This is a genomic window from Microbulbifer variabilis (genome assembly GCF_052467165.1).
The window spans coordinates 4253711-4266527 of sequence record NZ_CP174301.1 but is presented as its reverse complement, the minus strand read 5'-3'; the positions used below and the strand labels follow the sequence as shown (position 1 = coordinate 4266527).

At 53.9% G+C, this 12817-nt stretch carries 8 protein-coding genes; 6 read left to right on the top strand and 2 right to left on the bottom strand.

Features of this window, described 5'->3' with window-relative positions; translation table 11 throughout:
* Positions 1-305: 305 nt before the first annotated feature.
* Both epmB and ACJJIP_RS19055 read left to right on the top strand, forming a co-directional pair.
* The gene (epmB, locus tag ACJJIP_RS19060) at positions 306-1346 is read left to right on the top strand and encodes an EF-P beta-lysylation protein EpmB (protein ID WP_020411596.1); all 1041 of its coding nucleotides are present in this window, start codon (positions 306-308) and stop codon (positions 1344-1346) included.
* A 342-nt stretch (positions 1347-1688) separates the two neighbouring features.
* Entirely contained in the window at positions 1689-3776 is a 2088-nt protein-coding gene (locus ACJJIP_RS19055; RefSeq protein WP_444902322.1) for an EAL domain-containing protein, read from the top strand.
* An 83-nt stretch (positions 3777-3859) separates the two neighbouring features.
* Here the strand turns inward: ACJJIP_RS19055 and ACJJIP_RS19050 are convergent, their stop codons facing one another.
* On the bottom strand, positions 3860-5521 hold the full coding sequence (locus ACJJIP_RS19050) for an alkaline phosphatase D family protein (protein WP_444945798.1): 1662 nt from the start codon (positions 5519-5521) through the stop codon (positions 3860-3862).
* A gap of 311 nt (positions 5522-5832) precedes the next feature.
* On the opposite strand from ACJJIP_RS19050, the gene ACJJIP_RS19045 reads away from it, so the two are divergent.
* A complete protein-coding gene (locus tag ACJJIP_RS19045; RefSeq protein WP_444945797.1) occupies positions 5833-7776 on the top strand; it encodes a M1 family metallopeptidase in 1944 nt (647 codons plus the stop codon).
* Between the two features lie 514 nt (positions 7777-8290).
* Here the strand turns inward: ACJJIP_RS19045 and serB are convergent.
* The gene (serB, locus tag ACJJIP_RS19040) at positions 8291-9406 is read right to left on the bottom strand and encodes a phosphoserine phosphatase SerB (protein ID WP_282951828.1); all 1116 of its coding nucleotides are present in this window, start codon (positions 9404-9406) and stop codon (positions 8291-8293) included.
* Between the two features lie 362 nt (positions 9407-9768).
* On the opposite strand from serB, the gene ACJJIP_RS19035 reads away from it, so the two are divergent.
* The 3 genes from ACJJIP_RS19035 (at position 9769) to ACJJIP_RS19025 (ending at position 12701) form a co-directional block, all read left to right on the top strand.
* A complete protein-coding gene (locus tag ACJJIP_RS19035; protein WP_040628081.1) occupies positions 9769-10851 on the top strand; it encodes a hypothetical protein in 1083 nt (360 codons plus the stop codon).
* Positions 10852-10980: 129 nt separating this feature from the next.
* A complete protein-coding gene (locus ACJJIP_RS19030; RefSeq protein ID WP_020411590.1) occupies positions 10981-11397 on the top strand; it encodes a MerR family transcriptional regulator in 417 nt (138 codons plus the stop codon).
* A 134-nt stretch (positions 11398-11531) separates the two neighbouring features.
* The gene (locus tag ACJJIP_RS19025) at positions 11532-12701 is read left to right on the top strand and encodes an isovaleryl-CoA dehydrogenase (RefSeq protein ID WP_353377102.1); all 1170 of its coding nucleotides are present in this window, start codon (positions 11532-11534) and stop codon (positions 12699-12701) included.
* Positions 12702-12817 lie beyond the last annotated feature (116 nt).

The following is a 12817-nucleotide window of genomic DNA, read 5'->3' as shown; positions in this document are numbered from 1 at the left end:
AGTTTATTCTTCAATTTTTTTTTACTGTTTTTGTGATGAAGTTGAATAGAGAATAGTTGGAAAATATACGGATAAACTCTTGCGTTGGGCTTGCTTCATAGGGTTAAGGTCGAGCTTTTCGGCCTGGATCGATATTTGTTGGTTTGCAGTGCGCGTGACTATATGGTTCTGATCCTCTTGCTTTGATGATATTTGGCTTCGAGCCAGGATTATTCAGGCATGCATCGCAGAGTTGCCCGGGCTGTAGTCCGCTTCTGGTACAATTGCCTCACCTCTAGTGTTTTCCCTAATGCCTGCGTAACCCTATGGCGAATCCATCACCTATCGACAGCAAACTGATCGGCACTCGTGAGTCCCGCCGCTGGCAGGACGATTTATCTGATGTGGTCACTGATCCTGCCGAGCTAATCCGGTTGTTGCAATTGGATCCAGCCCAATTACCCGAAGCCCTGAATGCTAGTAGCCAGTTTTCCTTGCGCGTGCCGCGTCCATTTATCAAGCGTATGCGACCTGCTGACCCGAAAGATCCATTACTTCTGCAGGTTTTACCCGGTGCTGCAGAGTTGGAAACAGTGGTGGGGTTTAGTGCAGACCCTCTTCAGGAGGCTGAGGCAAACCCTCTGCCCGGAGTGGTGCATAAGTATCACGGTCGCCTGCTGCTAATTACTGCAGGGCAATGTGCGGTGAATTGTCGTTACTGTTTTCGCCGCGAATTTCCCTACAGTGAGAACCACCTGAATCGAAAGCAGTGGTCGGCGGCTCTGGATTATGTGCGTGCACATACGGAGTTGCGAGAAGTGATTTTAAGCGGTGGTGATCCTTTGGTGATCAATGATCGCCAGCTCTCTTGGCTAAGTAATGAGCTGGTGCAGATAGCACATCTGGATAAACTGCGCATTCACACCCGCTTACCAATAGTGGCGCCGAGCCGTATCACCGACGAAATGCTGTCCTGGTTTACTGGCTCACGCCTGAAGCCGGTATTGGTTCTGCACTGTAATCACGCCAACGAAATTGATGATGAGGTACGTAACGCACTTTCTTGTCTTCGCGCTGCTGGAGTCACATTGCTGAATCAAGCGGTACTGTTGCGTGGTATCAATGATAGTTGTGCAGCCCTGGAAGGCCTTAGCGAAACACTGTTTGACGCGGGCGTGTTGCCTTATTACCTGCACCAGTTAGATAGGGTCAAGGGTGCGGCGCATTTTGAAGTGAGTGATAGCAGGGCGTTGCAAATAATTGAAGAACTACGTCATCGATTGCCTGGATACTTGGTACCGAAATTGGTGCGGGAAATCCCCGGTGTACCCTCCAAAACACCCATAGAGTTATCTGAAAGCAACTAGAAAATACAGAAGGTTATTCCTCTATAAAGTACCAGGATTAAAGTGCTGTAAAAATAGCGTTAAATTGATCTAGGCTAAATGTACCGACTCGCCTATCTATATAGTTGCCGCCGAGCTCTGGGCTCGTCTTAGGCTGTAGGTTGAAAGAGATAAGGTTTCCAGAGCCAATTAGTGATTGCTAATTAGCAGATGATAATTCTAAGGCGTGCATTTACGACAGGGAGATTTGTGTGACTTGAGTCACGCGTACCACCCCGATGTGGCCTTGTATGCCACTACAGGAGGCCCCTAAACTTACCGCATGCGGTAGCGGTACGCTGCCCTGAATAAATAGAGCAAAAAATGAGTAGCAACGACACTATCCGACTTCTCCTGATTCACGATATGCCCTCCGAGGCGCAGCGCTTGGTCAGCATGCTGCACAACGCGGGTCGACCCAACCGGGCTCAGCATGTTGCCAGTGAAGCGGTCTTTACTCGCTTGGTACAGGATAAAACCTGGGACCTTGTGATCGCCGCAGAGGGTAGCACCCAGATTCCGCCGGCAGTGGCGCTACGCACCATCAGTAAGCTGCAAAAAGATGTACCGGTTATCCTGTTGACCGAACGCAGTGGTTCCCAGCCAATTGTGGAGGGGTTAAAACAGGGTGCACGGGATGTGGTGACAGTAGATGAGGACCAGCACCTTCTGCTGGTGATTCAGCGAGAGATGCTCGCCTTGGATAACCGTCGCCAGGCACGCCTGCATGATCGTCGTTACCACGCAACTCTCGGTCGTGCCAAAGAGCTTCTGGACAGTTCCAAGGATGCAATAGCCTATGTATCCGATGGGCTAATCGTTTATGCCAATGATTCTTTCGCCGAGCGCTTTGGCTATGAAAGTGGTGAGGATGTTGAGTACCAGCCACTGATCGACATGCTGGCTGAAAATGAGCAGGGAGGCGCACGGGATTTTCTCAAGCGCTGTGCGATCGATAACAATGAAGTGGAAGCTAAGGAGTGGAAGTTTACTGCTCGAACCGTTGCAGGTGATCCGTTACCCACTCGCGCGGAGGTACTCAGTACTACTTACGAAGAGGAGCGCTGCCTGCAAGTGCGCATCGCCATGCGCAAGGGCGACACTGAGCAATTGGAAGCCCAACTCAGTGATATTAAAAACCGCGACCCGCTAACTGGCCTGTTTAATCGACAGCACTTTTTATCGTTACTTGACTCCACGATTAAATCTGCAGCGGACTCCCATCGCACCGGTGGCCTGATGTTTATCCAGGTGGATCGCTTTGCCGAGGAGGTGCAAAAGACCGTAGGCGTTGCAGGTGCAGACGCACTGCAGAAAGCCATGGCTGAACTGCTACAGGGATGCCAGCGAAGCGGTGATACCCTGGCGCATTATAGTGATGACAGCTTCTGCCTGTTGAGCCCGGATACCACGCCGGACAGTATTGAGCAGCGCGCGCGCGATATCCTGAAGAAAATTTCCGATACCATTTTTGACGCTGCAGGCAAAACCCAGCAGGTTACTGCCTCTATTGGAATTTCCCTGCTAAGCGAGGCCTCCAGTGGTTCACAGCAGGTGCTCGAGCAGGCGCAGGTGGCTCATAAGCAAGCTCTGGGAGAGGAGAGGCAGGGTGGCAATTTTGTCCTGTATGAGCCGGATACCGAAAGTGGCGCTGATGCTGATACTTACCACCGCGCTCGGGTGGTACAGGCCCTGGAGGCGGGTAACCTAAAGCTTTTATTCCAGCCGATCCTGAGCCTGCAGGGCACTGGGGAGCAAATGTATGAAGTGCTGGTGCGTATGCTCGATGACAAGGAAGAACTGGCACCACTGGCGTTCCTGCAGGAATTGGGCGACGCTGGTCTTTCCGCCAAGATGGACCGCTGGGTGATTCTCACCGCGATTAAGGCTGCCGCTGCGGCTCGCGCTAAGGGTAAGGATGTATCGCTGATGCTGCATATGACCACAGCCTCCCTGCTCGATACGAGTTTGCCTGCCTGGCTGGGGGTGGCTTTCAAGGCTGCCAAAGTTCCGCCAAGCACGGTGATTTTCCAGTTGCGCCAGGAGGACATCACCAGCAACCTGCACGCAGCGCGTGATTTCACTACCCAGGTGCAGCAGCTCGGTTGCCGCGTGGCTGTGTGCCACTTCGGTACCGGCTTGAACCCCTTCAAAGCTCTGGAGCATGTAAAGGTGGATATGGCCAAGGTAGATCCGTCGTTTGTGCGTGAAGTTCAGGACGAGGGAGAGAGCAGCGAATCTTTAGCCGGGCTGGTACAGCGTTTGGGTGAGGCAGAGACCAAGGTGATTGTGCCTCATATCGAGCAGGCCAGCATGTTACCCACCCTGTGGCAAACCGGTACCGATTATATTCAGGGCTACTATGTGCAGGCTCCGGCGGAGGAAATGAGTTTCGACTTTAGTCTGGATTAATTTCCGCAAGCCTATATCTGTAAGAAAAGCGCGTTTCCCATCGGGTTACGCGCTTTTTTTTTACAGGACCTAGCTCTGTGAGGTCATACGTTGTAGCGGTTGCGCAGGGCAGCGATAGCATTGCGGGCCAGGGCGCCATACTCAGGCGCAGGCGCCGGTGCATTCTCCGGGGCTGTGCTCTCGCTCCAAGCGCGTTGTACGTGGTTTTGGCCGGCCTTCTGCTTGTACATCCTCGCCAGGCTAGCGTTGTAGCTCTTACTGGTGACGGTATCCACATGGTACCAGTGGGCCTTGGCACGGGAGTGGGAAACATCCATCAGCAAATAGCCGCGCTGGGTGACATTGACCCACTTTAAGTGCGGAATTAATCCGTCCATGGCGATCGCGGCTACGTCAGTTAGATGTGACTTATCGAGGAAGCTGGAGGTTACGCCGGGAGTTACAAACTCTCCCCCGAGAGCACCGCGACCGGTAAGGCGTCCGTATTCGAGAATGCTGAATGGGTTGCTGGCCAAGTCCCAGGCCCAGGAACTGTGAATATCTCCGGTGAGCACAAAGAAGTTTTCGATGTTGTTGTTGGCAATGTGATCGAATAATCGAGTACGGGAGGCGGTATAACCATCCCACTGATCCATGTTAATGGAGAAATCCTTGGCCAGGGTGAGCTGCGCCATCATCACCTGTTGTCCGAGTACCCGCCAGCGTACGCCGTCCGATTGAGATTGGGTGAGGCCGCGGTACAACCATTCTTCCTGCTGTCGGCCGAGTAAGCTGCGCTCTGGATTGTCGGCTGTTTTCTGGTCAAACCAGTTGGCCTGTTCATCCCTTGCGGCGATGCGGGTATCCAGCATCATCAGGTCCATCAGGTTTCCGTAACGGAAACTGCGATAAATGGCTCTATCCCCAAACAGGTCCAGAATGCCGTTGTCGCGGATGGGCATCCACTCGAAGTAGGCCTTATTTGCCACTGAGCGACGCACATACCAGTCACCTTCGCCATCTTGGGGATCGTGGTTTTCTGCCCCACCGGCCCAGGCATTGTTTGTGGTTTCGTGATCGTCCCAAACACAAATAAACGGGTGTTGGCGATGGACTTCCTGCAAGTCGGGGTCGGAACGATACTGGGCGTAGCGCAGGCGATAATCCTGGATATCCACCATTTCCTTTGCGGGGATAGGTTCGCGTCCAAGCCCGGTGCCGGTGCCAAAGCCGCCGGGGCCGTATTCATAGATGTAGTCACCCAGGTGCAGCACCACATCCAAATCGGGACGTTGAGCGATTTCACGGTAGACGTTGAAAAAGCCCATTGGATAGTTGGAGCAGCTGGTTACTGCAAAACGCAGGCGGTCCACATGACCTACAGGCAGGGTCCTGGTTCGCCCTACAGGAGAGTCCATGCTGTTGGAATAAAAACGGTAGTAGTAAGTTGTCCCAGGCTGCAGGCCACTGGCATCCACCTTGATGGTGTAGTCCACTTCGGGGCCGGTCATGCCGTTGCCGCTGTTCACTACCAGCGCCATTTCCGGGTCCAGGGCGATTTGCCAGCTATAGGGCACCATGGACTGGAATAAAGGGTCTTCCGATGGGGTAATCCTGGTCCAGAGAATCACGCGATCGGCCAGGGGATCACCGCTGGCAACGCCGTGCTGGAAAGGCTGCTGGCCGGAGCCGTAGGCCTTAAGAAGTGGCAGGGATGCCAGGCCGGCGCTGGAAAATTGCAGAAATCGCCTCCGGGACAAAGACATAGTGCTCTCCTTTTTATGTGCTTGTTATAAAGGACACGCAGTCTGTCTTCGAAAGGTGAACGCTTTGTTAATTTCCAGTCAGTTTTTTTCTGAAGCAGCTCAATTAGTCGGTAAATTCGTCCGCAGCGAGCTAAAGTGAGACTTTTGTCTATTTTGAAGGCATTAAAAAGTATGACTGTCGGCTTGAGGATGCTTTGGGGGATGATCTTAGGGCTGTTACCGCCGTCGATTAACTCCCTATCATTCCGCATCTGTGCACTCTCGGGTATGCTGTGTCGCGATTAAAAACAGAACACCCTGGGAGTAGATCCATGTTGCCCCGCTTACTTTGCACCAGCCTGATTGTCGGCGGCCTCGCCGTAGCCGGCGGGTGCTCAAAGACCGAGCCGTCTAAAGTCGAAGCTGAGAGTGCAAGCGCGTCGGTAAAAGCAGCCGCCGTGATTGAAAAGAAAAGTGCCGCTGAGAAGGCGCCTGAATCCGGTGTGGATTACCACTCCTTTGCCAACAGTAATGACTACCAGGTACAGCACCTGGATCTGGACCTGACTGTAGACTTCTCCCGCAAGGTTCTCAAGGGCGAAGCCCAGCTGGACTTCAAGCGCCTCAACGACAAGAACCTGCCGATGGTGCTCGACACCCGCGAGCTGGAAGTGGTTTCTGTAGCAGCCAATGGTGCGCCGGTGAAATTCTCCATGGGCGAGAAAGACGGTCACCTGGGCACCCCGCTGAATATTGAGTTGCCGGAAGATGCCAACAGCATCACCATCCGCTATCGCACAGTGCCGGGCGCCTCTGGCGTACAGTGGCTTGAGCCTCAACAGACGGCGGGCAAGAAGCACCCGTTCTTGTTCACTCAGGCCCAGGCGATCCATGCGCGTAGCTTTATTCCGCTGCAGGACTCCCCGAAAGTTCGTATCACTTACAAGGCGACCGTTCGTACCCCGAAAGAACTGCGCGCGGTGATGAGTGCGAACAATGACCCGCAGGCGACCAAAGATGGCGTTTACGAGTTCGAAATGCCCCAGCGCATTCCCTCCTACCTGATCGCCCTGGCGGTTGGCGACCTGCAATTCAAACCCATGGGCAAGCGCACTGGTGTCTACGCCGAACCCTCCATGTTGGAATCTGCAGCGGCGGAGTTCGCCGATACCGAATCCATGCTGGAGGTGACCGAGAAGGTTTACGGCCCCTACCATTGGGACCGCTATGACCTGCTGATCCTGCCGCCCAGCTTCCCCTTTGGCGGTATGGAAAACCCGCGTCTGAGCTTTATCACTCCAACCGTAATCGCCGGTGACAAAAGCCTGGTGGCCCTGATCGCCCACGAATTGGCCCATTCCTGGTCCGGCAATCTGGTGACCAATGCCAGCTGGCGCGACTTATGGCTGAACGAGGGCTTCACTACTTACCTGACCAACCGCATCATGCAGTTTGTCTATGGTGACGAGCGTTACCAGATGGAAATGGCCCTGGGTTATGACGATCTGCAAGCGGACCTCGCGGACAAAGAGCCCCGCGATGAGATTATGGCGATCGACCTGCGCGGCCGTGATCCCGATGAAGTGTTCTCCAATATTCCCTACGAGAAAGGTTCACTGTTCCTGTATGAGCTGGAGCAGAAAGTAGGCCGCGAAGCGTTTGACCGCTTCCTGATGGAGTACTTCAACCACTTCTCCTTCCAGAGCATCACCACTGAGGACTTCGTTAAGTACCTCGACAAGACCCTGCTGGTTGAGCACGCCGATAAACTGGATCGCGAGCGGATTCACCAGTGGATCTTCGAGCCGGGTATTCCCGAAGGTGCACCGCACCCGCAGTCCGATGCCTTCAGCAAGTTGGACCCGGTGCGTCAGCAATGGTTGGACGGTAAATTGGCGGCGAAGGATATCGATACCAAAGGCTGGACCTTCCATCAGTGGAAGTATTTCCTCGACGGTATGCCTGAGAAGCTGACGGAAGCGCAGTTGAAAGAACTGGACAGCGCCTTTGGCCTGACCAAATCCCGCAATAACGAAGTGGCCTTCAGCTGGCTGATGATTGCTGTGCGCAATGACTATGAGCCGGCCTTCGATCGTTTGGAGAGCTTCCTCACCAGCATCGGCCGCAACAAGTTCCTGCGCCCGCTGTATCGCAATATGGTTGAGTCTGGTAAACAGGATGTGGCTGCACGCATTTTCGAGCGCGCCAAGGTGGGGTATCACCCGCTGACGGTGAAAGTGAACAGCCTGGTAATTTACGGTAAGAAAGAGGGCTAGATCGACCTTCGTCGCTTGTGCGATTTTGGTGCTGTGCACCGAAATCGCCGCCCTTTATACCGATTGGGGCCAGCGCAACACTGGCTACCACCAAGTTTTCCCTGGTTTTTTATCTGCATCTTCCCGTTTTTACTCTTCCCAAAGATTAACCAAATAAATCCGCTAAAAAGGCTTTTGGGTACCGTTTGAGCGGCGGGCAATACTAAAAAATGCCTGTGTAATCTCTTGTGTAGCAAAGCTGAACGAATTGGTACAAAAAGAAGATTTTCACGTCAATTTTCTGGCATAAAAATCATTAAACTGCTGTTCAAAGTGGAACCCTTTGCGTACCCTGCTGCTCGAATAAAAATCCATTAAGGCAAAGGGAGGTACCTATGTACAGACGGATTTTAATGCTGGCTTTTCTCAGTTTTTTGGCCGTTGGCTGTGAGTATGAGCCGAGCGCCTGTTCTGATAACCGGCCGAATTCATTTCCCTTCCCACATGCAATGACCTGACTTTTCCTGGGGCAGCTTCAGGGTTGCCCCAACTCGGCAATCTGGCGGTCGTTAAGGCCGAATAGGTATAGTGCCGCATCAAGACCGAATAGGGTGATCGCCTGTGGTGCCTCCAGGCGTACCTTAGGCTTTGGGTGAATCGCGATACCCAGGGCACCCAGGTTCAACATGGGGATATCATTGGCCCCGTCCCCGACTGCAATCACTTGTTCCAGCGACAGCCCCATATTCCTTGCTGTTTCCTCCAGCAACAACCGCTTGCGCGTTCCGTCCACGATAGGTTCTATCACTTCACCGGTGAGTGCACCCTCGGCAAATTCCAAATCATTGGCGTATATCAAATCTACGGCAAGTCGTTCCCTCTGCAGGAAGTTGGCGAAGTAAGTAAAGCCCCCGGACAGAATGACGGTTTTGCACTCAAGCTCACGCAGGCAGTACAACAGTTTCTGTGCCCCTTTCTTTAGGGGCAATTGTTGGGCAATTTCTGCCAGGCGCTGTTCGGAGAAGCCCTTGAGTAGCGCCATACGTTTTTTGAAACTATCCCGGAAATCCAGCTCGCCACGCATCGCGGCTGCGGTGATGGCTGCTACCTGATCGCCGATACCGGTAACCTTGGCCAGCTCGTCGATCACCTCCGCATCAATTAGAGTGGAATCCATGTCGAAGCCTGCCAGTGTCGGTACTCTCTGGCTGGCCCCATCCTGTAAAACCAGGTCGGCTCCGATTTCCTCGGCCAGTTGCAGGCAAGCGAAACGCGCAGGGGAAAATTCCAACTCAGCACTGAGCTGGAGGCGAATTACCGTGCACTCATGCCGGTGGGCGAGAGTGTCGATAGTGTTGATTTGCCATTGTTGTTCGGTACAAAGCTTTAGTACGCGTTGTAGCTGTGTCAGGGTGGCGGCTGGGCTCAGAAGGGTTAAACACCAAGGGGACTGTACGACTGAAGGCTTAGCACTGGGCAAGCTCAGCTCACAACTGGTGGCGTCCGGAAAAGGGTCTGCACCTCTGTATTCAAGCCCCAGTCGCGCATAGTTGCCGCTATAGGTGAGGTAGCGCACAGGGCTGTCCAGGGGCGACTGGATAACTTGTGCCAGGGGCAGATGAAATTCTTGTGCTTTTGTCTCGTCGCCCATGGCGCAGCTCCCCAATTTAATCAATAAGCGACGCATTATAGCTCTAGCGGGAATCTTCGTTAAAATCAGCGCCGCAGCCTGGGCCCGCTTATTTGTTACAAAATAAAAAAACCCGTGGAACTATTTTGTTGCCGGATCGACCAACGGCACAGGAAATTACACTGGGCCTTATTGGCTTTTTGTGAGGATAAAATACGCCGCGGCCGCAGGCCGTCGTGAGCCTAAAAACACCAGTGGGTCCATGCACCTTTGCCAGTGTTTTTTGGGCGACGTCTTTATCAGTCAGGATGATTTATAAAGACGAAAGGAAAAAGAAACGCAAGGTAATAAAAAAACAAGGCAAGGTATTTCAGCCGCTTAATATGTCTGTATCGATTATTTCTCTGTTGCGCAAGTTGCCCGAACAATTTGCACGCCTATCTAAACGTATTCGCCAGCGCCTGCTGGCCGTAGCGATTTGGGTGATTCTGGCCGTATTCTGCAGCGCTGCTCTTGGCCATTACTATGGGCAGCGACATGCTGATGCTGTGGAAAAAGACCGGGCCTCGGCGCAGGCTGCCGCCAGTTTTCTCGCAGGGCAGAGCCTGGAGCGTATCGTTGCTGATGATCGAATCAGCATGCAGCTACTGGCCCGGCAATTACTAGAGTTGCCTGCCGTCATTGGTATCTCTATTGAAGATGTGGAGTCCAATAGTCTGGCAGAAGTGGGCGATTTAAAAAATGGTGAGACCATCAGTGTGCCAGTTGTGTTACACGATAGTATCGCTGGCAATGTTACCGTGGCCCTGGCTCCCGGTGCGGGTGTTACTTTTCCTTGGGCCAGTTTGTTGCTGACCCTGGTCTTTGCTTTGCCTTTTAGTGCAGTGGCGGCACTGATGGCAGGAGGCTTCTCCGCACCGCGCAGTCTGCCTTCTGAAGAGTCTCACGCATCGGTGAATATTCCTGAAGAAAAAGGGGACTCTATAGGCCTTTACCTGCGCCCCCTGAATTGGGCTCAGTTGACCAACCAACTGAGCCGCAGTGCGCTTGAGGGAATACAGCGGGAACTGGATGGGCGCATGCAGCTACTGCGCCGAATTTACGGTGCCCACCCTCTGAGTAGCGCCGGGCCTCAGGTTGGCCTGGGGTTTTCCGGCACTGATGCAGCCTTTCGCGCGGTCTGCTGTGGTCTATTGTTGCGGGAGATGCAGAGTGTCAGCCGAGCCACTGGTCTGAAGCTGGCCCTGGCTGTGGTGCCCTGCGAGCCTGGCTCACCGGACTTCTCCGCCGAGCAGCTGCTAAATCAATCTCGTGGATTGTTCCTGCATCCGGAGCTGCTGGAGGAAACCTCCCTGGCTGGACGCATCGAGCACCATGGCGCTGGCTGGAACCTGGAAGTTACGGGGCTGACGCCATCGTATCAAAAGTTGCTTAACAACCAGTTGCAACAATTATTGGGCGCCTGAATACCTACCGCTGGTCACAGCGGCGAGTAAATGACCCGTTTGCTCTCCGTAGTTATTTTTTGGCACCTGCCTTACGTTTACGTTAACGTAAACTCTTGTTAGGCTTGGTTGCGTCTCGAGGAAGTACTTATGAAAGCCAAAGCCAGTATCGTAGAGCCCCATAGTTACAGTATTTCGGAGTTGGCCCGTGAATTTGATATCACTACCCGCGCCATCCGTTTCTATGAGGACAAGGGACTGCTCAAACCTGAGCGGCGCGGCCAGACCCGTGTTTATAGCCCTGAGGAGCGGGTACGGCTGAAGCTGATTTTGCGCGGTAAGCGCTTGGGTTTCTCCCTGGATGAGAGCCGCGAGATTATCGATATGTACGATCCCGCTCATGGCAATGTGGAGCAGTTGCAGCGCCTGCTGGAGCGCATTGCCCAGAAGCGTGCACTGTTGCAGCAGCAGCTGAGAGATATAGAAAGCCTGATGGGGGAGTTGGACGAAGCCGAGGTCCGTGCACAAGCGGCCCTGGTGAAGAGCCGCAGAGAGGACAACCCCTAAACCAAAATCCTGAAAATTTCGGCAAGTGTGCGATTGCCGGTGACCTCCAGAGGTTTTACGGGGGCGCCTGATGTAACGGCAGTCGCAGGCGCGGCCAATTTAATTAAAACTCGCAAATTTAACGTGGAGTCATTATGAATACCTCCTACCCAACTCTGAATTTCGGTCTCGGTGAAGAGATCGATATGCTCCGTGACATGGTTTACAAGTTCTGCCAGGCGGAGCTGGCCCCGCGCGCGGCACAGATCGACGAAGACAACCTGTTCCCCGCCGATATGTGGAAAAAATTCGGTGAGTTGGGCCTTCTGGGTATGACCGTGGAAGAGGAGTTCGGCGGTTCCAATATGGGTTACCTGGCACACGCCGTGGCCATGGAAGAAATCTCCCGCGCCTCCGCTTCTGTGGGCTTGTCCTACGGTGCCCACTCCAACCTGTGTGTAAACCAGATTCGTAAAAATGGTACCCGCGAGCAGAAGCTCAAGTACCTGCCCAAGCTGTGTTCCGGTGAACATGTGGGCGCCTTGGCCATGAGTGAACCCAACTCCGGTTCCGACGTGGTAAGTCTGCAACTGCGCGCTGAGAAGCGCGGTGATCGCTTTATTTTGAACGGCAATAAAATGTGGATCACCAACGGTCCCGATGCCGATACCTATGTGATCTACGCGCGCACTGAGCCGGGTATCAGCTCCGGCGGTATTACTGCGTTTATCGTTGAGCGCGGTTTCGCCGGCTTCTCCCAGGCGCAAAAGCTCGACAAGCTGGGCATGCGCGGTTCCAACACCTGTGAGCTGGTGTTCGAAGACTGTGAAGTGCCGGAAGAAAATATCCTCGGTGAACTGAACGGCGGTGTGCGTGTTTTGATGAGCGGTCTCGACTATGAGCGCACCATTCTCTCCGGAGGCCCTGTCGGCATTATGCAGGCCTGCCTGGATGTGGTGGTTCCCTATATTCACGAGCGCAAGCAGTTCGGCAAGGCCATCGGTGAGTTCCAGCTGATGCAGGGCAAGATCGCCGATATGTACGCTGACCTGAATGCCAGCCGCTCTTACCTGTACGCTGTGGCCCGGGCTTGTGATCGCGGTGAGGACTCGCGCAAGGACGCCGCCGCTGTAATCCTGTTTACTGCAGAGCGCGCAACCCAGATGGCCCTGCAGGCTATCCAGACTTTGGGCGGCAATGGCTACATCAACGAGTACGCTACCGGTCGTCTGCTGCGCGATGCCAAGCTCTACGAGATCGGCGCGGGCACTTCTGAAGTGCGCCGTATGCTGATTGGTCGCGAGCTGTTTAAAGAGACCCGCTAAGGCTGGGCATTTCTTCTCGCCGCCGGCGCCTGTCGGCGGCAGCTGTCTCCAGCCGGGCACTGCGGCAATAAGCTGCGCCCTGTGGAGGTCTTTTCTCCGGGAAAGTGAATCGGACT

Coding starts and splice junctions, on each gene's coding strand:
- epmB (WP_020411596.1), top strand. CDS start 306: ATGGCGAATCCATCACCTATCGACAGCAAACTGATCGGCACTCGTGAG.
- ACJJIP_RS19055 (WP_444902322.1), top strand. CDS start 1,689: ATGAGTAGCAACGACACTATCCGACTTCTCCTGATTCACGATATGCCC.
- ACJJIP_RS19050 (WP_444945798.1), bottom strand. CDS start 5,521: ATGTCTTTGTCCCGGAGGCGATTTCTGCAATTTTCCAGCGCCGGCCTG.
- ACJJIP_RS19045 (WP_444945797.1), top strand. CDS start 5,833: ATGTTGCCCCGCTTACTTTGCACCAGCCTGATTGTCGGCGGCCTCGCC.
- serB (WP_282951828.1), bottom strand. CDS start 9,406: ATGGGCGACGAGACAAAAGCACAAGAATTTCATCTGCCCCTGGCACAA.
- ACJJIP_RS19035 (WP_040628081.1), top strand. CDS start 9,769: ATGTCTGTATCGATTATTTCTCTGTTGCGCAAGTTGCCCGAACAATTT.
- ACJJIP_RS19030 (WP_020411590.1), top strand. CDS start 10,981: ATGAAAGCCAAAGCCAGTATCGTAGAGCCCCATAGTTACAGTATTTCG.
- ACJJIP_RS19025 (WP_353377102.1), top strand. CDS start 11,532: ATGAATACCTCCTACCCAACTCTGAATTTCGGTCTCGGTGAAGAGATC.